Origin of the sequence: Acinetobacter wanghuae, from assembly GCF_009557235.1 — a bacterium.
GTDB lineage: Bacteria > Pseudomonadota > Gammaproteobacteria > Pseudomonadales > Moraxellaceae > Acinetobacter > Acinetobacter wanghuae.
This window is the reverse complement of the sequence record NZ_CP045650.1, coordinates 879,322-900,531: the sequence shown is the minus strand read 5'-3', so window position 1 is coordinate 900,531 and position 21,210 is coordinate 879,322. Positions and strand designations below refer to the sequence as shown.

General features: G+C 38.9%; 20 protein-coding genes and 1 pseudogene. 10 read left to right on the top strand and 11 right to left on the bottom strand.

All coding sequences use genetic code 11. From position 1 onward, the window contains the following. Positions 1-82: 82 nt before the first annotated feature. Positions 83-1,426: an NADP-specific glutamate dehydrogenase gene (gene gdhA / locus GFH30_RS04095; protein WP_153371030.1), complete on the bottom strand. Its 1,344-nt coding sequence runs from the start codon at positions 1,424-1,426 to the stop codon at positions 83-85. Positions 1,427-1,774: 348 nt separating this feature from the next. Between gdhA and GFH30_RS04090 the strand changes: the two are divergent. Both GFH30_RS04090 and nth read left to right on the top strand, forming a co-directional pair. Beyond that, positions 1,775-2,567 (top strand): annotated as a pseudogene (locus GFH30_RS04090) (RnfABCDGE type electron transport complex subunit B). A gap of 4 nt (positions 2,568-2,571) precedes the next feature. Continuing rightward, positions 2,572-3,282, top strand: a complete 711-nt coding sequence (gene nth / locus GFH30_RS04085; protein ID WP_153371029.1) for an endonuclease III — start codon at positions 2,572-2,574, stop codon at positions 3,280-3,282. A gap of 16 nt (positions 3,283-3,298) precedes the next feature. On the opposite strand, the gene GFH30_RS04080 is transcribed toward nth, so the two are convergent. From GFH30_RS04080 to GFH30_RS04065, 4 genes are all read right to left on the bottom strand, one after another. Further along, the gene (locus GFH30_RS04080; protein WP_153371028.1) at positions 3,299-3,478 is read right to left on the bottom strand and encodes a hypothetical protein; all 180 of its coding nucleotides are present in this window, start codon (positions 3,476-3,478) and stop codon (positions 3,299-3,301) included. 85 nt (positions 3,479-3,563) lie between these two features. Next, the gene (gene adk, locus GFH30_RS04075; RefSeq protein WP_153371027.1) at positions 3,564-4,223 is read right to left on the bottom strand and encodes an adenylate kinase; all 660 of its coding nucleotides are present in this window, start codon (positions 4,221-4,223) and stop codon (positions 3,564-3,566) included. A 75-nt stretch (positions 4,224-4,298) separates the two neighbouring features. Then, positions 4,299-5,615: a hypothetical protein gene (locus tag GFH30_RS04070; protein ID WP_153371026.1), complete on the bottom strand. Its 1,317-nt coding sequence runs from the start codon at positions 5,613-5,615 to the stop codon at positions 4,299-4,301. 63 nt (positions 5,616-5,678) lie between these two features. Then, positions 5,679-6,197, bottom strand: a complete 519-nt coding sequence (locus GFH30_RS04065; protein ID WP_153371025.1) for a hypothetical protein — start codon at positions 6,195-6,197, stop codon at positions 5,679-5,681. Between the two features lie 238 nt (positions 6,198-6,435). Here GFH30_RS04065 and mrdA point away from each other — a divergent pair, with 238 nt between their 5' ends. Together mrdA and rsmD are read left to right on the top strand one after the other, a co-directional pair. Next, positions 6,436-8,454 (top strand): penicillin-binding protein 2, encoded by a 2,019-nt coding sequence (mrdA, locus tag GFH30_RS04060; protein WP_153371024.1) that lies wholly within the window; start codon positions 6,436-6,438, stop codon positions 8,452-8,454. Between the two features lie 9 nt (positions 8,455-8,463). Continuing rightward, positions 8,464-9,024 (top strand): 16S rRNA (guanine(966)-N(2))-methyltransferase RsmD, encoded by a 561-nt coding sequence (gene rsmD / locus GFH30_RS04055; RefSeq protein ID WP_153371023.1) that lies wholly within the window; start codon positions 8,464-8,466, stop codon positions 9,022-9,024. A 75-nt stretch (positions 9,025-9,099) separates the two neighbouring features. On the opposite strand, the gene GFH30_RS04050 is transcribed toward rsmD, so the two are convergent. After that, the gene (locus GFH30_RS04050) at positions 9,100-9,327 is read right to left on the bottom strand and encodes a hypothetical protein (RefSeq protein ID WP_153371022.1); all 228 of its coding nucleotides are present in this window, start codon (positions 9,325-9,327) and stop codon (positions 9,100-9,102) included. 233 nt (positions 9,328-9,560) lie between these two features. Here GFH30_RS04050 and GFH30_RS04045 point away from each other — a divergent pair, with 233 nt between their 5' ends. The 3 genes from GFH30_RS04045 (at position 9,561) to GFH30_RS04035 (ending at position 11,654) form a co-directional block, all read left to right on the top strand. Continuing rightward, positions 9,561-10,292, top strand: coding sequence for a sulfite exporter TauE/SafE family protein (locus GFH30_RS04045; RefSeq protein ID WP_153371021.1), 732 nt, complete (start codon positions 9,561-9,563; stop codon positions 10,290-10,292). A gap of 187 nt (positions 10,293-10,479) precedes the next feature. Then, positions 10,480-10,800 carry a hypothetical protein gene (locus tag GFH30_RS04040; protein ID WP_153371020.1) on the top strand — a complete coding sequence of 107 codons (321 nt, stop codon included), beginning with the start codon at positions 10,480-10,482 and terminating at the stop codon, positions 10,798-10,800. A gap of 368 nt (positions 10,801-11,168) precedes the next feature. Next, complete coding sequence (locus tag GFH30_RS04035) at positions 11,169-11,654, top strand: copper resistance protein NlpE (protein WP_153371019.1); 486 nt, start codon at positions 11,169-11,171, stop codon at positions 11,652-11,654. Between the two features lie 49 nt (positions 11,655-11,703). Here GFH30_RS04035 and GFH30_RS04030 read toward each other — a convergent pair whose 3' ends face one another. Further along, positions 11,704-13,581 (bottom strand): YadA C-terminal domain-containing protein, encoded by a 1,878-nt coding sequence (locus GFH30_RS04030; RefSeq protein WP_153371018.1) that lies wholly within the window; start codon positions 13,579-13,581, stop codon positions 11,704-11,706. Between the two features lie 499 nt (positions 13,582-14,080). On the opposite strand from GFH30_RS04030, the gene GFH30_RS04025 reads away from it, so the two are divergent. The 3 genes from GFH30_RS04025 (at position 14,081) to GFH30_RS04015 (ending at position 16,958) form a co-directional block, all read left to right on the top strand. Next, on the top strand, positions 14,081-14,461 hold the full coding sequence (locus tag GFH30_RS04025) for a hypothetical protein (protein WP_153371017.1): 381 nt from the start codon (positions 14,081-14,083) through the stop codon (positions 14,459-14,461). Between the two features lie 556 nt (positions 14,462-15,017). Next, on the top strand, positions 15,018-15,887 hold the full coding sequence (locus tag GFH30_RS04020) for an IS982 family transposase (RefSeq protein WP_153371016.1): 870 nt from the start codon (positions 15,018-15,020) through the stop codon (positions 15,885-15,887). A gap of 123 nt (positions 15,888-16,010) precedes the next feature. Then, positions 16,011-16,958: an IS30 family transposase gene (locus GFH30_RS04015; RefSeq protein WP_153371015.1), complete on the top strand. Its 948-nt coding sequence runs from the start codon at positions 16,011-16,013 to the stop codon at positions 16,956-16,958. A 51-nt stretch (positions 16,959-17,009) separates the two neighbouring features. On the opposite strand, the gene groL is transcribed toward GFH30_RS04015, so the two are convergent. The 4 genes from groL to GFH30_RS03995 all read right to left on the bottom strand — a co-directional run bounded on the left by groL (position 17,010) and on the right by GFH30_RS03995 (position 20,877). Next, on the bottom strand, positions 17,010-18,644 hold the full coding sequence (gene groL, locus GFH30_RS04010) for a chaperonin GroEL (protein ID WP_153371014.1): 1,635 nt from the start codon (positions 18,642-18,644) through the stop codon (positions 17,010-17,012). Between the two features lie 67 nt (positions 18,645-18,711). Next, positions 18,712-19,002, bottom strand: coding sequence for a co-chaperone GroES (locus GFH30_RS04005; protein WP_153371013.1), 291 nt, complete (start codon positions 19,000-19,002; stop codon positions 18,712-18,714). Positions 19,003-19,183: 181 nt separating this feature from the next. Then, positions 19,184-19,957 carry a metallophosphoesterase family protein gene (locus GFH30_RS04000; RefSeq protein WP_153371012.1) on the bottom strand — a complete coding sequence of 258 codons (774 nt, stop codon included), beginning with the start codon at positions 19,955-19,957 and terminating at the stop codon, positions 19,184-19,186. Then, the gene (locus tag GFH30_RS03995) at positions 19,954-20,877 is read right to left on the bottom strand and encodes a diacylglycerol/lipid kinase family protein (RefSeq protein WP_153371011.1); all 924 of its coding nucleotides are present in this window, start codon (positions 20,875-20,877) and stop codon (positions 19,954-19,956) included. Before GFH30_RS03995 ends, GFH30_RS04000 begins: the two co-directional genes overlap by 4 nt. Positions 20,878-21,210: the final 333 nt, after the last annotated feature.

Below are 21,210 nucleotides of genomic sequence, written 5' to 3'. Positions count from 1 at the left end.
TTATAGAAAACAACAAAACTTATCGACTGATATAAAAAAACCGATGCCTAGGCATCGGTTTTTTTATTAAATAGCTCAGGACTTAGAATACGCCTTGAGCAAGCATAGCATCAGCCACTTTTACGAAGCCTGCGATATTTGCACCATCAACATAGTTCACAGTACCATCTTCTTTTGTACCGTATTTCACACAGTTACGGTGAATCTCTTTCATGATTGCATGAAGACGTTCGTCTACTTCTTCGAAAGACCAGCCCAAACGCAATGCATTTTGAGACATTTCTAAACCAGAAGTGGCAACACCACCTGCATTCGATGCTTTACCTGGTGCATAAAGAATTTTCGCTTCAACGAATTTCTCTACAGCAGCCAATGTTGAAGGCATATTTGCGCCTTCAGCGACACAGATCACGCCATTTGCAAGAAGCGCAGCAGCATCATCCGCATCCAACTCATTTTGAGTAGCACACGGCAATGCGATATCACATTTAATACCCCAAGGACGTTGTCCTTCTAAGTACTCAAAACCATGCTTAGAGGCGAATTCAGAGATACGACCACGTTTCACGTTTTTCAGTTCCATGACTTCAGCAAGCAATGCTTCTGTAAAGCCATCTTTTACGTGAACAGTACCTGCAGAGTCAGAAAGTGAAACCACTTTCGCACCCAAATAAATCGCTTTTTCAGCAGCATATTGCGCAACGTTGCCTGAACCGGAAATGGTCACGACTTTATCTTTGAAGCTTTCGCCACGGGTCTTAAGCATTTCCTCAGCGAAATACACAGTACCGAAGCCAGTTGCTTCTGGACGAGCCAAAGAACCACCGAAAGTTAAGCCTTTACCGGTGAATACAGATGAAGTGTCATTGCTGAGCTTCTTCATCATACCCGCCATATAGCCAACTTCACGACCACCTACACCGATGTCCCCTGCAGGAATATCGGTGTTAGAGCCAAGGTGACGATAAAGCTCAATCATGAGAGCTTGGCAGAAACGCATGATTTCGCCTTCTGACTTACCTTTAGGGTCGAAGTCAGAACCACCTTTACCACCGCCCATTGGCAATGTGGTTAAAGCATTTTTAAATGTTTGTTCAAAACCTAAGAATTTTAGGATTGAAAGGTTCACTGACGGGTGGAAACGCATACCACCTTTAAATGGACCAATAGCCGAGTTGTATTGAACGCGGAAAGCACGGTTAACTTGGGTTTGACCTTGGTCATCTACCCATGCCACGCGGAACTGGATCGCACGTTCAGGCTCAACTAGACGTTCTAGTAAACCGTGAGCAGCGTATTGCGGATTTTCTTTGATGAAAGGCCACAAACTGGTCATCACTTCTTCAACAGCTTGAAGAAATTCTGGTTGATATGCATCACGTGATTTTACGTAATCTAGGAACTCATTAAGTGTGTTGTATTTCAACGCTTAATCCTCAGCAGAAAATGGATCAAAATTGGTCAAATTTACAATCAATGTTAAATTTTGGCGCAAAATATTAAATATCTTTTGTAACCAATCTACAATAGTTTTTTTAAATAATGTTAAAAATAATTTCAATAACAAATATTTATATTTATTATGAATAAAAATAATGACATCAAAAAAATCTATCTAATCAACTATTAATTGAATCTTTATGCTTACTTTTAATGCATGAAGTGTATCTTATTTGTGCACACCATTGTTCAATAAAATCATGATAAAATTAGAAATTCGACATATCCCCTAACATCTACTCGTACTACGCCTTCTGAGCGACCTTGGTTTATCATGAATTTGCACGTTTCTCTTATTCAATCCATCGATGCATTGCTGCCACAAACTCAATGTGGCTTATGTGGACATCGTGATGGCTGCTTACCTTATGCTAACGCCATTAGCCAAGGAGAGGCAGCCAATAAATGCGTGCCAGGCGGTCAACCTGTGGCGGATGCTTTAGCTGAGCTACTGAATCGGGCACCTTTACCTGCGGAGCCAAGTGTTTGGCCTATTCAAGCAGATGGGCGTCCACAACGTATGAAAGCTTTGATTCGTGAGGATGAATGTATTGGCTGCACCAAATGCATTAATGCCTGTCCTGTCGATGCCATCATTGGCTCAGGTAAACTCATGCACACCGTTCTAACAGACTTGTGTACGGGCTGTGAATTATGTATTCCACCCTGTCCAGTGGACTGTATTGATCTAGTTGAAGATACACAGCCCTTAATGACTGAAAATGCAAAAATTGAAGAACAGAATAATTTGCGCAATCGTTATTATGCACATATTCAACGCGAGGAAAAACGCCGCGTTGATCGTAAAGGTCCTGTGGTACGCGCTGAAATCAACACTGAACTTTTTGCCCAATTTTCGAATCAGATTAAACCCGTACAAGCGCTTTGAAGTAGTTGAAAAACCTGCACAAGTTATAGTTGGTTTAGATAGTAAAACCATGCTCGAACTGGCCAAATTACGTACCCAAATTAAAAAGCTTGAAAAGCAGTTATCCGTACGTGAAGATGCCAATAAACGTACTTTACTCAGCGAATTACACGCACAATTAAATAATTTACAGGCTTAAAGATATGAGCACATTAAGCACAAAACCTGTAAAAAATATGACCAAAAAACAAATTCAGACCTTTTTTGAACGCTTACGTGAGCAGCGTCCAAATCCAAAGACTGAATTAAATTATTCAAATCCATTTGAACTTTTGGTGGCAGTCACTTTATCAGCCCAAGCGACAGATGTCAGTGTCAACAAAGCCACGGATAAGCTTTTCCCAGTGGCCAATACACCAGAAGCCATTTATGCACTAGGCGTTGAAGGACTCAAAAGTTATATCAAGACCATTGGACTTTATAATTCCAAAGCTGAAAATGTGATTAAAGCCTGTCAGATGCTCATAGAGCGTCATAACAGCGTGGTCCCTAGCAATCGTGCGGATTTAGAAGCTTTACCCGGTGTAGGGCGTAAGACAGCCAATGTGGTGCTCAATACTGCCTTTGGTCAGCCTACTATGGCAGTCGACACACATATTTTCCGTTTAGGTAATCGTACAGGCTTGGCGGTCGGTAAAAATGTGCTTGAAGTTGAGCATCGTTTGGTCAAAGTCATTCCAAAAGAATTCATCATTGATTCACATCATTGGCTGATTTTACACGGTCGTTATTGTTGTATTGCCCGTAAGCCAAAATGTAATGAATGCATCGTGTCCGATGTCTGTAATTGGCCAGATCGCTTTGAATTTGGTGCAGTTAGAATTCCGACAAAAACTATTGAGGCTGAACTTTAAGTTCAGCTTTTTGCTATTACTTGTCCGATTTACGTTTTTCCATTTCTGCTTTTAATTTTGGATGCAACTGATATTCAACTGATTTTGACGGTTGTTCTTCACGACGGACTTTTTTGAGCATTTTATAGCTTAAGATAAACAAGCCGATTAAAATCGCGATAAACACCAACATCAGTATAAGCAAACCAATTTTCAAAACGTGAAATCCTTAAAAGCATAAAAAACAAAAGAGCCCCAATATGACTTAGGGCTCTTTGAATGTCAAAATAATCTGTTTGAGATTATTTTGATTGATCTAGAATCGCGAAAAGATCGGTTTGAACTTCTTCGATTGGACGTAGACCATTCAATTTATCGTAAGTTGGCGCATTTTCACCAGACGCTGCGCGACCTTGGTAGAAACCGACCAATTGCTCAGTTTCAGTGTGATAAGAACCTAAACGTTTACGAATTGTTGCTTCTTGGTCATCTGGACGTTGAACCAAATCTTCCCCAGTTTCATCATCTTTACCTTCCACTTTAGGTGGGTTGTAAACAATGTGATACACACGACCAGACGCTGGATGTTGACGACGACCAGATAAACGTTGCACGATTTCTTCGTCAGGTACATCAATTTCAATCACGTGATCGATATTAATGCCTTCATTTTCCAACGCCTCAGCTTGTGGAATCGTACGTGGGAAACCATCAAAAATACAGCCGTTTACACAATCAGGTTGTGCAATACGCTCTTTCACTAAACCAATGATTAATTCATCAGAAACCAAACCGCCATTGTCCATGACACTTTTAGCTTGTAGACCTAATTCAGTTCCTTCACGAATTGCAGCACGGAGCATATCACCGGTTGAAATTTGTGGGACATTGTAGCGCTTACAGATCAACTGAGCTTGTGTACCTTTACCTGCTCCAGGTGGTCCGAGTAAAATAATGCGCATATATAAACATCCTCATTTAAACAATTTGTATGACGCCACGACCACAATCAATGGATTGTGTCCCCCGGCATCTCATTATAAGAAAGCCACAAACAAATGGATAAGTCCTGCGATAAAGCCAGTGACACCACCAAGTAAAATCAGAATCCACTCATCTTCCTGAAATGCAGGACGCAATAGATTTTGAAATTCTCGGGGCGTAAGCTCCAAAATTCGCTCTCTAAACATTTGAAAGATTTTCTGTGCACGGCTCGCATTGAACGCTGGGTCGCATACAGGCACCATCGTAATTTCAATTGAGCGATCGATCAAGTCTGTCTTGAGTTTTGCGTACTCTTTTGGACCTAAAGATAGCTGCAAAGAGGTGCGAACCAGTGGTGTTTCCATAATTTCGTTAATATGACGTTTGACAATACGGCGTGTTTTGTCTTTTTTACCACCGTACATCATTTCAGTCATAATTGATTTTAACGTAATTAAATCTTCTGTCACCACTCTTGCGAAAACTTCAGAGACTTCTTCCTGACGTTTCATAAATGCACCTTGTATGTTATAGGTGCCAATACGAGGAATGACAGGTTTAAGCCACGGAAATTTACGACTTTCCGTACGTGCAAAGAATTGTGGAAATTTAACTGGATGTGGATCAAGTGGATTGAACACCATCCAGATCGCGATCCAGTTGGTCAAGAAGCCCCAAATAGCTGCCCAAAACGGAACTGTCCAATGCCATGGCACCACAAACCACACTATCATTTGGAATACACCAAAGAACATACCAATGAGTGCACTAATGTGCCAAATAAAATTAATTTCTTTTTGACCGACTTTTAGGAACATGCGCACCATCAGTTTACGGTCGCCTTCCATTTGACGCACAACCATGTCACGCATATCAACCAACGATTCTACGTTCATGGTCAATTCTGTCACCAATTCACGTAAAATTTCTGGCATTTGTTTATGCGCTTGACCATAAATACGGCGTTTAATGGAAAATGGTAAATTTTCCCAAAGCACCGCATTGCGATCCATCATGACTTCATCAATTAAATGCTCAAGTTCAAAACCGACTTGTTCACCAATAATCCGCGCCATATCTTGCGGATCCATCGCGTCCAAAAACTCACGCAACGATCCCAACTTAGACAAAGTGTTATCGGTAATAATTCCTGAAATGCGTCCCGCTTTACGCGGCACAATGCCCTGCCAACCCACAGGAATTGCACCGAGATGGAAACCCCAGAAATGAATAGGATAAAAGACCATCTTGAGCGCCATCCACACATGGGCCCAGGTAACAAAAGCGGTGACGGGAATAATGCTGAGCACTGCCCAAAAATCCGGGCGATTCAAAAAGATTTGCCACAACTCGTTGACATACTCAAGCATCTATCACTTCCATATTTAATTTTTTGATCACGGTATGCGTTAAAAATTCTGTCAATATTCTGTCTATAAACCGATACTTAAAGTATAGGAGAATTGTAGCCTAGGTTCAGTTTCTGCAACCACCTTCCCCTCACTATTTTTAAGCTCTTCGCCTGCACCAAGGCCGATACTAAAACTACTGATCCGTTCTGGGCTGAGTAAGACATAGGCAAGGTCAATTCCCCCACCTAAACGTGCTTCATGCTCGCCATTCACTGGCCGCGTTTCAATATGTCCTGCATATGCCCCGACATAATACCCATTTTTGTCTTTACCTGTCAGATGGACGGGATGTCTAAATCCCAATTGACCACCAATGTTATGATCGTCATTTAAGAAAACACCACCTTTCACATAAGCAATCCCATAAGGATTCACCCACTCTGCATTGGCATGCAATAATTTCTGGGTAAAGCCTGCCCCTACGTTCCACGTTTGAGCGTCATTCTTGCTTAACTTTGCCTCAAGGGGACTTTTAAAATCACCTGCGTGTGCCACACTGCTCAGCACTGCGCATGCAAGCAAAGGGTATAACTTAAACATTATTGTCACCATCATCCTTAATTTTTTGTTTTTGGACTTGCGTCCTTTTTTATTCATTTTGACTGTATCAGAAATCTAACCGACCTCATATACATGTCTTTATAATTTTAATGTCTACAAAGTCAAAGTTTAATCGGACTCCTCTGTATCGCGGTTTTTGAATATCAAAAACACAGTAGTTGCGTTAGAATATGCCACTTCAACACATCCCTACTCACAGGTCTTAAGTCGATCGCGTATGAAGCAGCATTTTCCTTTAAAAAATGGACAAGAAGAAAAGCGCATTTACCGCAATCGGGTGATTTTTTCGATCGTGACGGTGATTGTATTGATGCTGCTGTTGGTGAGTCGATATGCCTATTTGCAAATTTTCAATTATGAAACTTTTAGCACTGCATCTGATAAAAACCGCATTCGTTTGCAGCCTTTAGCGCCTGCACGTGGTTATATTTATGATCGCAATGGTATTTTACTTGCCGATAATTATCCGGTCTTCACTGCCACATTAAGCCGTGCGGATGTGCCTGATATTGATGCCACCATTAAACGCTTAACCCCGATTTTAGAGCTTACAGAAGAAGATATTGAGCGTTTTCAGACTCGCATTAAAGCATCACGTAAAACTGAGCGAGTGACAATTAAGCTCAACCTCAATGAAAATGATATTGCGCGTTTTAGCGAAGTAAAATACCAATTTCCGGGGGTCAATATTGACACCCAAATGACGCGTTATTATCCGCATGGTGAACTGTTTGCGCATGTGATTGGCTATGTGGGACGTATTAACGATAAAGAACTGAAAAGTATTGATAAAGATTTATACGCTGGTACCAACCTAATTGGTAAAATTGGCGTTGAAAAATCTTATGAAGATTTATTACATGGTATGCCCGGCAATGAATCTGTCGAAGCCGATGCCTTTGGTAATGTATTACGTAATTTAGGGCGTAAAGACCCGGTGCGTGGCAATGATTTATTCTTATCGTTAGATTATGGCTTACAAGTGGTTGCGTCTGAGCAGCTCGCAGGTCGTCGTGGTGCAATTGTAGCCATGAACCCAAAAACGGGCGAAATTTTAGCGCTTGTTTCAAGCCCAAGTTTTAATCCCAATTTGTTTGTGACGGGTATTAGCACCAAAGACTATAGCGCGTTAAGAGACAATCTCGATCAACCACTTTATAACCGTGCCGTACAAGGGGCATATCCACCCGGTTCAACTATTAAGCCCATGTTTGGTATGGGCGGCTTGCATTATGGTTATGTGGATTGGAATACTGCGATTTCCGACCCCGGTTATTTCACCCTTCCCGGTGATAGCCATCGTTTCCGTGACCATAAGAAGACCGGTCATGGCGCGGTAAACCTGCATAAAGCGCAAGTGGTGTCCTGTGACACCTTCTTCTATGTCATGTCTTATCGTATGGGCATTGATAAAATGAACACGTGGATGCGCCAATTTGGTTTTGGTGAAAAAACGGGTGTGGATTTACCAAGTGAAAGTTCAGGACTCTATCCAAATCCTGAGTGGAAAATGCGTACCCGTAATTCTAAGTGGCTACGCGGTGAAACGATTTCTGTAAGTATTGGACAAGGTGCATTCACAGCGACGCCATTGCAATTGGCGATGGCAACTGCAATTACTGCGAATCAAGGTGCACATATCACGCCACACGTGCTACGTGAGAGTAAGGGCGCCAAATTACACACCGTGCATAATGCGCCAAATGGTCATATCCAATTTAATGGCAAACCTGAAGATTGGGTCAAAATGCGTGAGGCCATGGTCGATGTGATTAACTCGGGTACCGGTCGTGGTATTCGCACCTCAATGTATTCGATTGCTGGTAAAACCGGTACTGCGCAAGTCAAAAGTATTGCACAGGGTAAACGCTATAACGAAGCACTACTCTCTGAACGCCAACTCGATCATGGCTTATTTGTAGGCTTTGCACCTTCGGAAGATCCTGAAATCTCAATTGCGGTGGTTTGGGAAAATGGGCGTCATGGTGGTTCGGCAGCACAAATTGCTAAACCTATTTTCGATTATTGGTTATTAACCCGTAAAAAGAATCCAATTAAGCCTGCTGCAGGACAAGTCAGTGGTGGTCTTATGACTGCGGGTCTTAAACCGAGTGAATTACCTAATGGGAACACGCCTATCAATCCAAATGCAACAGCGGGTAGTACAACTCAAGCCACACCAAATGCAGCATCTTCTACCACAGCAACAGCTTCACAAGCAGTGAATGACGAATAGGTCTAATACATGAAAAATCAACTTCGCATTATTGGTGGAGACTGGAAACGCCGTCAGTTGGCATTTGCAAGTATCGATGGCTTACGCCCAACGCCTGATCGTGTTCGTGAAACCTTATTTAACTGGCTCATGTGGGATGTGCAGAATGCCAATGTACTTGATCTCTGTACAGGCTCAGGTGCTTTGTCTTTTGAAGCTTTATCACGTGGCGCAGCAAAAGTGGTGATGATTGAACCTGATCGTGCACAGGCGCAATTTTTAACAGATAATTTAGAGTTATTGAAAGTCACCAAAGCACGTGCTCAACTTAAAATTACGACAGCTCAACAAGCCATCTCCACTTTAAAAGAACAGTTTGATTTGGTGTTTCTTGACCCGCCCTATAGTTTAGATTTATGGCAAACGCTCGCCGAACAGGCAGATGCACTCATCAAGCCAGATGCTTTTATTTATGTTGAAGCAGATCGTGACTTATCTACACTCAATTTACCAAATTCATGGCGATTAATTAAAAACACCAAAGCAGGTATGGTTCGTGCAGGGTTGTATCAAAAAAGTTCCAATGTATAAAAAGCAAAAAGGATTCTTTTAAAGAATCCTTTTTTAGTTCAAGACAGCAAAATTGAGCTTGGGTAAATAGAAGAATTAACGATCAGGTCGTGCATCGTGTTTAGCTCGACCGTCTTTCCAGTCACGATGATCTTTATTCTTCCAATCACGGTGGTCTTTGTTTTTCCAATCTCGATCCTTGTCATGTCGATCATAATGACCGTTGCGGTCTTGGCGATGACGAGAATCATCATCCCAAGGATCAACCATACAGCCTGTCATAGACACAGCCAATACCGAAAGTAATATCACTTTTTTCATCATTTTTATCACCTTTTGAATATCCAAGTTCAGTATTGACCGAATTAATGGTGAACGCACGAAGCCTGTGTTGCACTGTTGTTGTGATTTATTGGTGTTTTATAAAGAGTGACCATTGATTCTTGCATTTGTTTAACGCTTCTTTGGCATAGACCTGCAGAAATTCAGCTAAACTAACAGACATCTTCATCACCATATTCATTTAAAATATTGTGATTCATTTCAAGAACCTGTTTATGACTTGGTTAATCTTTATTATGGGTGCCGCTTGCGCCGGTTTCGTGCAAGGTTTAACGGGTTTTGCATTTGCCCTAGTGGCGATGTCTTTTTGGGTGTGGATTCTTTCCCCACAATTAGCTGCTCCACTTTTGGTTTTTGCATCTGTATGGAGTCATATCATCTCCTTACTTCAAGAAAAAAATCATCCGTCCCTGTCAAAAAAATTAGTCATTCCTTATATTGTCGCAGGCTTAATTGGTGTGCCACTTGGCAGCTATCTTTTACACATCATTCAAGCCGATACCTTCAAAATACTCTTAGGTCTTTTCTTACTGACTTGGTGTCCGATTATGTTGTTTAATCCTCAGCTCAATATGATTAAAAAATCTGGCAAAACAATTGACAGCATCATTGGATTTATCGGTGGGATTTTGGGTGGACTTGGCGGATTTTGTGGCGCCGTACCTTCGGCATGGGTCATGCTAAAGCAACTACCTAAAAATCAACAACGCTATATCTTAAGACATTTTAATTTTGCAATTCAGGTATTTACTTTAATTACCTATGTATTGCAAAGTACAATCAATCTATCGCATCTCTCCTATATGGCGGTGTTAATCATTTTTGTGAGTGTTCCCGCAATTTTAGGTGCAAGACTATTTTATAAAATTTCAGAAATACTCTTTAATCGCATTGTTTTAGCCTTATTGTTTAGTTCTGGCTGCTTTTTATTATTCAGCAGTTTATAAGCAATAATTGATCTAGCCACTCTGGCTAAAGGTCAAATCCACCTATATTTCCAAACAATAGACTCAAAGAAAAATATTGAACTAAATCTCTATTTTGCTATTTTTTGACCATCTGGTTTATTTTTTCGCTGAGATAAAGGTTTTTTAACATAGAATAATCACGATCTTCGAAACCACTAAAATTCTTATGAAAGCTTTGACAGTACTGTGCTTCATGCTCATTCTGACAGGTTGCTTTTCTCGTGATTTAAATCATGCCGAGCAGTTACTTTCCCAATTTCATTGTTCTAAAATCGAAAATTCACAAATGTCTCATGGTGGCGTCACTCAGTATTATCAGCAATCTTTATTTAGCAGCAAAGCCAAAGCTGAAAACTATGTGCAGCATTATAAGGATGGTGATTCTGAGCTTGAAATTTCACTCACTGAAGTGGTTGAGCAGCAATATGAATTGTACAAAGCCGCATGTCAAAGCTTAGGTGGACTGACCTCCGATCTAGATGATTAATGTTTAGATCAGAGTTTTGCGGTTTTTATATGAACGAGAATATTGGACTGATGAGCTTAAAATCTTGAGAAGATGAATAGACTCAATATGACCTAGCATGCTCAATTTTCAGCAATATTTAAATCATAAGCCAGCTCACTATAATTCCCAGTTGAAAGATAAATCCCCCTACTGATTATTTTTATGTGCTTAATGACAACATTTCACATCTTTATATTTGTATTTCATTTTCTGCTTTTTTCTAAAATTTATCTCTCTCAAAAACGATAAAGCCATTAACTCAATGTTAAACAATCTTACAAGAAGCTTCTTTTTCACAAAGACTGATCCTGTTTAAGTGAGGCATATGATAGAAAGGAACGAATCGTATGAATCAGATCTTTAAGTTTTCAGCCCTTGGTCTCGCGACTTTATTATTGATTGCGTGTTCACAAAATAATGGTTCAGCACCACTGAAAGAAAGCGAATTAGAGCAGTCAACATCAACCTCCGAGCAAAGCAAATCACTGCCCACACGCATGAATAGCACCGAAACCAATTTAAATTGGGTCGGTGAATATGAGGGTGTGTTCCCTTGTGCAGATTGCGAAGGTATTCAAATTGAATTACAGCTTAATGCCGATAAAACCTATGAATTAAATCAAGAGTATTTAGGAACGAAAGCGAAAAATGAATTTGAAGTAAAAGGCAGCTTTAGTTTTGATGCACAAAATCCCTCTATCATTAGCCTAGATGATAAAGCGGAAAATCGTAAATTCTTAGTCGGTGAAAACTTCGTAGAAGCGCGTGAACTAGAAACTGGAAATAAAATTGACTCAAATTTAAATTATAAATTGATTAAACAACCTGAATAAAAAATCCCCGCATGATGCGGGGATTTTTTATTCATTCAGAGGTAAATAATTATTTACCGCCAAATACGTATGCAACGCCTACACGACCACCAACTTCGCTGCCACCAGCAACACCAAGTGCAGCACTTACAGAGGTACGGCCATCAGCAAATACACTAGCAACACCTAAAGCACCAGCAGTTTCGCCTTCATAGTGACCTACACCACCAAATACTGCAAATTGACCCGCCCCGATATTAGGAACTTGTTGTTGAGCAGCCAACGCGATTGCGATACCACGGTACGCAGTTTTTTCAACATCATCAATACGGTTGTTTAATTGACCAACACGCGTATTGAAACCTGCAACAGCAGCATCAGTATAGTCATTTGCAGCAGCTAAAGTTTTGGCATCTTCAGATTTAGCAAAGTCCTGTGCAGATTTAAGCGTTTTAGCATCTTCAGTTTTTGCAAAGTCTTGTGCAGCAGTTAACGTTTTGGCATCTTCAGCTTTAGCAGCTGTATCTGCTGCAGCTAAAGTTTCGATCGCTTTCTTATCTGTATACTCTGTTGAGGCAGTGGCATTTGCAGCAAGTTCACGATCAATACGACCATCAAGACGCTCTACTTCTCCATCTAAACGAGCAACTTCCGTGTCAACTTTAGTATCTAAGTTCGAAACTTCAGTTTGAAGATCAGCAATGGCTGCCGTATTAGATGCAATTTGCTCACCACCGTCGATAATTGAATCCAGTTGTTCCTTACTCAATCCACCTAAAGCAGCTGCATTACCTAATGCAGAACCCACATCTACGCCGCCAACTGTTAACTTACCAGTAGTGATACCTTCAGATGTAATAACAGTCTGAGTGTTAGCAATTTCATCAGAAACAACTACGCCTGCTTGTGTAACTGCAGTATAACGATCGATTTCTGCCTTAGTTTCAGTACCATTAGTAGTAACTGTTTTAACTTCAGAAGCCACTAAACCATAAACGTTATCAGTTACTTTTGCATCTTTATCAAATAAATTACTGAAATGCTTAACGTATTTGTTAGAATTATTTAAGTGGCCTTTTTTATCAGTATTAATAATACCGTTGATTACACCACGGTCATAAGTTGTTTCAATAGTACCTGTAACAGGTGTGTTAATTGTCAACCAAACCTGAGGGTCTTGAACATCTTTATCTGTTAAATTACCAAAGTCTGATGTAATTTCAACTTTCTCTTTTGCAAGTTCAGCATATTCTAAATAAGTAGAATCTAAACGTTTCACAGTAGATAAAGTGTTTGTTTTGTCAGTCTTATTACCTGTTACACCGCCAAGGTTTGTTGGTAATAGACCTGACTCAAGCACATCACGATCTGTAAGTTTATCGTTACTAGCTAGATCCTTATTGGCGTTGTAAGCATCTTTCACTGCCTTAATTTGTTCAGCAGTATAATTTTTTAAATCTGTTTCAGGAACTGTCAGAATTTCTAAAATTTGGTTGTAATCTAAGCCAGCTATACCAGATAAGAAATTTTGATGATCTGCATCTACAGCTGTTAAACTATCAATGCTTTGCTTATTTCCATCTAACCATTTTTGACGATCAATTTGGTTTGTCACATCATAAAAATTATAAGTTTTAGAATCAGCACCTTTTGGAGTTTCAATTTTAATAATTTCTTGGATTACGTTACCGTCTTTATCAACAATTGAATACCATGATGTAAGGTTATTTTGTTGAGGATTACCTTGAGTAGACTTAGCTTCAGTACCAGTACCCACATCAACATATTGATATAAAGAAGGATCTATATTACCTACTTCTGGACCTCTAGGATCTGTCCAAATATCGTTACCTAACTCTGATGTATCTAGTGTTGCAGCAAATACTGAAGATGTAGATGCCAAAGCCAATGCTAAAGTTGAAAGTTTAAAAGCTGTATTTAGCTTCATAGATATCTCCGATTTTTTTATAAAAAGACTGGTTTACCCTAGGACCATGTAAACCAGCGAAAGCAATAAAACCTATTTTCATAGGCTTTTACGCCAACCCTCTGGTGGATGTAGAGATAATAACCAAACACAAACTTACAAATCAATCAAAATTTGATTAAAATTTAAAATAATAGTTTATTGTGCCGGGATTTTGTTCGATTGTGAAGATTAGCACACACCAGAAAGCCACCTAACGACAATAAATATCAATTTTTAATTGATATTTATGCTTTCACTTTTTATTTCTTTAATTAAATTAAAGAGAAAAATAAAAACTTATTTTTTTAAATATTTTATTTAAATTCAGTAACATGCTAAAATACCCACCCGCATTCACACAACCACAATTGTTTTTTTTGAGTAGCTTAACTAAACTTACGGAAATTCAAATTTAGTGAAATGTTCACGTGACACTTTCTAAACTGAATATTCTCCATCTATTTTTTAGTAGCTAAATATGAGCAGTGAACAAGAAAAGAAGTTATTTTCTGAGCGTTTGAAACAAGCGCTTCGGTCAGGCAGTCATCCGATAAGCCCTACTTATCTATCGAAGCACTTTAATGACCGTTATGACGGTACGCCTGTATCGGTTCAATCTGCGAATAACTGGTTATTAGGCAAGGCTATACCTAATCAGGACAAATTATCCTTACTCTCCAATTGGTTGGATGTATCCAGTCAATGGTTAAGATTCGGTGATGTGAGCCCAATTATAGAAAGTTCTCAAAATAAACAGATGACTGAAAATTTAGAATTTTTATCAAAAGTTAGCCAACTCAATACGAATCAGCGAAAATTAGTTGAACAGCTAGTGAATGAATTTATTAATCTATCTTAAATTTATTGATAACATTAGATGAAGCTAAACTCTGTTGTTTTGCTTCGTAAGATTGAATTAACTCTTCATAGTCTCTAAGTTTTCTGTATAGCCTTTGAAGTTCTTTTCTTTGTATCAAGATTAACTCACTATCTTGATACACACCTTCTTCTATTTTATTCAAACTTTTCATAATCAAAAATTATCAAGCATCTTTTGATCAAATATTATGTTATTTTTAACAAAAAACCAACATTATTTAAAACAAAATGACTCATCTTTTTTTATTTTGTTTTTTTAAGGTACTATCAATTATATAAACGTAGAATCAATAATATATTATTTATATTATTTTCAACTACTTACATGATTTTAAAAAATTATTTTTGGCACTACTTATACAGATAAGTGGAACTCTTATGATTTTTTTATATTTGAAAAGTGTAACAATTCGATCAATTAGCGCTTTATAATTATATTAATTTAACCCGAATCGCGGATAAGAAATTGACTTGAAAAACATGAGGACTAGAGCCATCAGTTGAGTTACCACACAAAACTCACAACTCTAGTCCTGATGTTTAATAGTACCGAATTATTTTGCGTAATTGATGATTTCTTTATTAAATTTGAAGCAACTTATTGGACATTTCTCAAACAGAGTTCTCATTCTGTAAGAATTCGAACTGCCCAACTGACTATCTCGGAAATTAGTTTTATCGCCATTTGGTATAAGTGTTCTCACTTCAATAATTTCAAAGCATTTTTTTCATGGCTGAAACAGGATAAAAGTCATTTATTTAAGAGCTTACCCTGTTATCAACGGATGATTCACCTGATTAATATGCATCAATTAGCACTACATGCTTTACATGTAGCTGTAATGAAAGCTCAACGTAGCCAATATTTATGGATTGATTCAACCACTTTACCTGTCTGTAAAAATCAGCGTATTCAACGCCATAAATCATTATCTAAAATTGCATCTCGTGGTAAAAGCTCAATGGGCTGGTTCTATGGCTGTAAATTACATGTTGTGATGAATCAACTTGGAGAAATAGTTTGTTCAGCATTATCCAACAGACATGTGGCTGACATAAGAATGGTTGAGCATTTAGTTGACGGCTTAGAAGCTAAGCTTTACGCGGATCGTGGCTATATCAGCCAAGATTTAAAAAGTAGGTTGAAATCTCAAGATATTGATTTAATTACTTATCATCGAAAAAACATGCAGGCTATACAACTCTCTGAATCAGACGAATATCATTTGAAACAGCGCAATAAAATAGAAACGTTATTCAGCTTATTGAAAGGTCAATACAATTTGGTGACGAGTAAAGCCAGAAGTATGGCAGGCTTTTTAAGTGGGATTTACGCATCGTTATGTGCATATCAACTCACCCATCAAAATAAGCCAAAAATTCAAATTATGAAATCATTGGCTTAAACAGGATTCGGGTTAATTTAAAATCTTAGATTCTCAAATGAAGTGCAACAGAGATTAAATTATTGGAAAGAAGCAAGATGAGCTAGCCTTTTGCTTCCGACCGACCAAAGTCAAAGTTGCATCATGAACTATACTCATCTTACTCAAGAAGAAAGATATCAGATTTCTACATTGTTACGTGAAGGATTTTCTAAACGTTATATTGCTTGGAGACTGAATCGTTCACCTTCCACTATTTCTAGAGAAATCAATCGTAATCGAGCTAGAAATGGTTATTTCGCTAAGCATGCCAGTAAACTCGCTCGAAGACGCCATTGCTCTAATCCTAAAAGAATCCCTGATAAAATATGGGCACATGTCATCTTTTATCTTGAACTTCAATGGAGTCCTGAACAGATTGCTTCTCGTGTTTCAGTCAGCCTGCATTCAATTTATCGTTTAATACGACAGGATAAAAATAAGGGCGGTACTCTCTTTCATCATCTACGGTTCAGAAATCAAAGAAAGAGGAAATACGGCTCTCCTGAAACTCGTGGTCAGCTGGCTAATCGTAAAAGCATTCATGATAGACCGATTGAGATTGAACAGCGTCATCGTTTTGGTGATCTAGAGATAGATACGATTGTGGGTAAGAATCATCAGCAATCATTGGTCTCAATTGTAGATCGCAAGACAGGTTATTTGTGGTTGAAGAAGTGTAGCTCATGCAAAGCAGAGGAAGTTTACCAAACAACGATCAGTTTACTTGAGCCAATTAAGCATCAACTCAAAACGATTACCGCAGATAATGGTAAGGAGTTTAGTCTGCATGAATATGCTGCTCAAGCATTAGAAATAGATTGGTATTTCGCAGATCCTTATAGCGCTTGGCAGCGAGGTACGAATGAAAATACTAATGGCTTAGTCAGACAATACATTAGAAAAGGAAGTGACTTAAATCAGTATACGGACGAATATATTTCAGAAATAACAGCCCGTATCAATCATCGTCCAAGAAAAAGACTCGGCTTTAAAAGTCCGAGTCAGGTATTATGGCAACAACATGGTGTTGCACTTCAAATGCTAATCTAAGAATAAAAAAATCCCCGCATGATACGGGGATTTTTTATGGTTGAGGGATGATTACATCATGCCGCCCATACCACCCATGCCGCCCATATCAGGCATTGCAGGTTTATCTTCTGGGATATCAGTAATCATACATTCAGTTGTCAACATTAATGCAGCAACAGAAGCAGCATGCTCAAGTGCAGAACGTGTTACTTTTGCAGGGTCAAGAATACCCATTTCAAGCATATCGCCATATTCGCCAGTTGCTGCGTTGTAGCCGAAGTTACCTTCACCATTTTTAACAGCATTGATCACAACTGAAGGCTCATCACCCGCATTTGATACGATTTGACGAAGTGGTGCTTCAATTGCACGACGAAGAATGTTGATACCTACATTTTGGTCATCATTCGCGCCAGTCACGTTATCAAGTACTTTTGCTGCACGTACAAGCGCAACACCACCACCTGCAACAACACCTTCTTCAACCGCAGCACGCGTCGCATGAAGCGCATCATCAACACGGTCTTTTTTCTCTTTCATTTCAACTTCAGTTGCCGCACCGATTTTAATGACCGCAACACCGCCTGCTAATTTAGCAACGCGTTCTTGAAGTTTTTCTTTGTCGTATTCAGACGTTGATTCTTCGATTTGCGCGCGAATCTGTTGAACACGTTCAGAGATTTGAGCTGCATTACCCGCACCATCAACAATCACTGTATTTTCTTTAGATACAGTCACTTTGTGTGCAGTACCTAAATGTTCAAGTGTTGTTTGATCTAACTGCATACCGATTTCTTCAGAAATCACAGTACCGCCAGTCAAGATCGCGATGTCTTGAAGCATTGCTTTACGACGGTCGCCAAAGCCAGGTGCTTTAACAGCACATACTTTGATAATACCGCGCATATTATTTACAACTAAAGTTGCAAGCGCTTCGCCTTCAACATCTTCAGCGATGATTAAAAGTGGTTTGCCTGTTTTTGCAACAGCTTCAAGCACAGTAATCAATTCACGGATGTTGCTGATTTTTTTATCTACAAGAAGAATGAATGGATTTTCAAGTTCTGCAGTCAAAGTATCTTGTTTGTTTGCGAAGTATGGTGAGATATAACCACGGTCAAACTGCATACCTTCTACAACATCAAGCGAATCTTCGAAGCCTGAACCTTCCTCAACCGTAATCACGCCTTCTTTGCCGACTTTTTCCATTGCTTGCGCAATCAATTTACCAACAGTCGTATCAGAGTTTGCAGAGATCGAACCCACTTGTTCGATTGCTTTAGAGTCAGACGCAGGTTGAGCTGTTGCTTTAATTTCAGCAACTAAAGATTTAACCGCAATATCGATACCGCGTTTCAAGTCCATTGGGTTCATACCCGCAGTCACTGACTTGATACCTTCGTTCAGAATTGCTTGCGCCAATACAGTTGCAGTTGTTGTACCATCACCTGCGATGTCATTGGTTTTTGAAGACACTTCGCGAACAAGTTGCGCACCCATGTTTTCAAATTTGTCTTTTAGCGTGATTTCTTTAGCAACAGTCACACCATCTTTAGTGATGTGTGGTGAACCGAAAGAACGGTCGATCACAACGTTACGACCTTTAGGTCCTAAAGTCACTTTTACTGCGTCTGCAAGAATGTTGACACCAGCGATCATTTTTGAACGTGCTGAATCACCAAATTTTACGTCTTTAGCTGACATTTTTGACTCCAATTTTTTTTAATATCTTTAAAACTAAGTTGAAAAAATAAGACTGATTTAGCGAAGCTTAAGCGCCCAATACGGCTAAAATGTCAGATTCTTTCATAATAAGAAGTTCTTCACCGTCAACTTTTACAGTTGTACCCGCGTATGTACCGAACAATACTTTATCGCCAACTTTCACATCTAAAGCACGTACGCCATTGTCAGTGATTTGACCATTACCTACAGCAATGATTTCACCTTGTGCTGGTTTCTCAGAAGCAGAACCCGGAAGTAAAATACCGCCAGCTGTTTTAGTTTCTTCTTCAACACGACGAATCACAACGCGGTCATGTAACGGACGAATGTTGCTCATATTAAACTCCATTAGACTAAGTCTTTTTTAGATATATGATGAGGACTTAGTAATTCCATTGGTCATCATCAAAATTGTTTGATGTCACTTTTATGGAGATGGAATAAATCGCTTCAAGGGCAAAAATTAAAAATATTCATTTTTTTTTAAATTTTTTGCACTGAAATGCCATTTCTGACTGTTATTTAAGCAAATTTTGATTGAGCTCAAAATTTTGTGAGGCTTCATTAAAAAGATATTCATCCATCCGACCATTTGCATGAATGATATTTAAGCCATTCGGCTGTCCTTTATGTAAGCGATAGGACGTTGCTGTTCCTGCATGCACATCATAAATCGGTTGCCCCAAGCCCAACTGAAACACCTGATTTAAGTCATACACGGCCGATTGATGCAAATGTCCATGTAGAAGCGCAAATAATCCATGCTTTGTCCAAGTCTCTAGGGCAATTTTTGCCATACGCGGACAATCTTTAATGGCGCGTTTGTGATGATCGGTGACATAAAAAGGTTGATGCGCCACAATAATCTTCAGTTTATCTATCGGCGCTTGTTGTAATTTAAAATCAATCTCATGAATTTGTGACAGCGATAAAGCACCTTTGGTGTGATGCCGTCTGCGAATGGTATTCACCCCGATCATATAAAAATTTTGGGTTTCTAACACTTTTTCTGTTTGACCAAACAATAAATGATACCGACTAAAAGGTTCAAAAAGCCGACTCCACACATTATAGAGTGGGATATCATGATTACCTGGCACAATCAAACAAGGCACATTTAAACTGTCTAAAAACTTTCTGCATTGATAAAATTGGTGAAATCTAGCGCGCTGGGTGAGATCTCCACTCACGACCACAGCTTCGGGTTGCTGTTCGGCACATAAGCGTTGAATTGCAACAAGGCATTCGGGCTTTTCCGTACCAAAATGTAGATCAGATAGATGTAGGATCATTCTGGCACCCTCACCATCAAACTGTTTTTAAGCACTCGAATATGCAGAGGTGTATGCATTTCCACGAGCTCACCATCTAAAGCGACAGTAAATGTGTCGCGTTTAGATCGAATTTCAACATGCGCTGCAGAAAAACTATAGACATCCTTCGCTTGGTCAATTTGACCTTTAATAAGCTGAAATAGTATACGAAACAAATTCACTTTATCACTTTTAGCGACCACTACACCCGCCACTTTGCCTTGCTCTGCTGCGTCTGCAATTCGCATGCGTAAATCTGCCAATTGCAACTGATTATTGCCAAAAAAGATTAAAGGGGTTTTTACCGGATATTTCTTGTGATCAATCCATATTTCAAGTTTAAGTTCTTTACGGTCACGAATGAGGACATCTAAAGCTGAACTATAGGCATGAAAAGCAAAGCGTCCAAAACGCTGATTGTAAACTTCTCTTCTTTTAATAAATAAAGGATATAAGCCTAAACTAGCATTATTTAAGTAAATTTCTTCATTGATTTGCGCCACATGAATACTTTTATTCTGCCCTTGAATAATCACTTGAATCGCTTGTTCGATATCAATTGGAATTTTTAAGACGCGCGCAACATAGTTAAATGTACCTAAGGGAATAATGCCCATGGCAATTTTTTGATGCAGCAAATATTTTGCCACACTATTGAGCGTTCCATCCCCACCAGCAGCAACCACAATTCCTTGATCTAGATATGCTTGATGACGTCCAATCACTTCTTGCATCAGCATTTTCATGGAGTTATAAGCATGAATTTCATAGGTTTTTGTATCAAAACCATGTTTGGTGAATTGTTGAATAATATCAGCGTCGGTCAAAGCTGAATTTTCTTGATGAAATCCAGATTGACGGTTATATATAATAGACAGTGGACGCGCTTCATTTGCCATTTTTTCTACATTTTCAAACTTCTATTGGCATTTTGTCTAATTATCAAACAAATAATAGTAGGTTTATGTAAAATACAAATCACGAGCATTTGTTTAATCGATAATAGATCCTATTTGAAATTTAAACCTAAATCACTAATTTTTATAATTATTAGTTAAAAAAATAGTAATCATCACTTAAATAAATAGAATAAAATCACAAGTATATTTATATTAATGTTATGTTTTATAACGTTTTATTATTTAAATAGCATCAAATGCCAAAATAAAACCACTACGGCTTTAGTCTTATTTTTTTTGTCATTTTATGCTTTAATACAGCCACTTTTTTTC

Bases quoted from the DNA above. Each gene is read 5' to 3' on its own strand.
- mrdA (WP_153371024.1), top strand. From the start codon at position 6,436: ATGAAGCAGCATTTTCCTTTAAAAAATGGACAAGAAGAAAAGCGCATT.
- nth (WP_153371029.1), top strand. From the start codon at position 2,572: ATGAGCACATTAAGCACAAAACCTGTAAAAAATATGACCAAAAAACAA.
- GFH30_RS03995 (WP_153371011.1), bottom strand. From the start codon at position 20,877: ATGGCAAATGAAGCGCGTCCACTGTCTATTATATATAACCGTCAATCT.
- GFH30_RS04000 (WP_153371012.1), bottom strand. From the start codon at position 19,957: ATGATCCTACATCTATCTGATCTACATTTTGGTACGGAAAAGCCCGAA.
- GFH30_RS04040 (WP_153371020.1), top strand. From the start codon at position 10,480: ATGAAAGCTTTGACAGTACTGTGCTTCATGCTCATTCTGACAGGTTGC.
- GFH30_RS04020 (WP_153371016.1), top strand. From the start codon at position 15,018: ATGTTTAATAGTACCGAATTATTTTGCGTAATTGATGATTTCTTTATT.
- GFH30_RS04025 (WP_153371017.1), top strand. From the start codon at position 14,081: ATGAGCAGTGAACAAGAAAAGAAGTTATTTTCTGAGCGTTTGAAACAA.
- adk (WP_153371027.1), bottom strand. From the start codon at position 4,223: ATGCGCATTATTTTACTCGGACCACCTGGAGCAGGTAAAGGTACACAA.
- GFH30_RS04050 (WP_153371022.1), bottom strand. From the start codon at position 9,327: ATGATGAAAAAAGTGATATTACTTTCGGTATTGGCTGTGTCTATGACA.
- GFH30_RS04005 (WP_153371013.1), bottom strand. From the start codon at position 19,002: ATGAGCAACATTCGTCCGTTACATGACCGCGTTGTGATTCGTCGTGTT.
- GFH30_RS04065 (WP_153371025.1), bottom strand. From the start codon at position 6,197: ATGTTTAAGTTATACCCTTTGCTTGCATGCGCAGTGCTGAGCAGTGTG.
- GFH30_RS04030 (WP_153371018.1), bottom strand. From the start codon at position 13,581: ATGAAGCTAAATACAGCTTTTAAACTTTCAACTTTAGCATTGGCTTTG.
- GFH30_RS04035 (WP_153371019.1), top strand. From the start codon at position 11,169: ATGAATCAGATCTTTAAGTTTTCAGCCCTTGGTCTCGCGACTTTATTA.
- rsmD (WP_153371023.1), top strand. From the start codon at position 8,464: ATGAAAAATCAACTTCGCATTATTGGTGGAGACTGGAAACGCCGTCAG.
- groL (WP_153371014.1), bottom strand. From the start codon at position 18,644: ATGTCAGCTAAAGACGTAAAATTTGGTGATTCAGCACGTTCAAAAATG.
- GFH30_RS04045 (WP_153371021.1), top strand. From the start codon at position 9,561: ATGACTTGGTTAATCTTTATTATGGGTGCCGCTTGCGCCGGTTTCGTG.
- GFH30_RS04070 (WP_153371026.1), bottom strand. From the start codon at position 5,615: ATGCTTGAGTATGTCAACGAGTTGTGGCAAATCTTTTTGAATCGCCCG.
- GFH30_RS04015 (WP_153371015.1), top strand. From the start codon at position 16,011: ATGAACTATACTCATCTTACTCAAGAAGAAAGATATCAGATTTCTACA.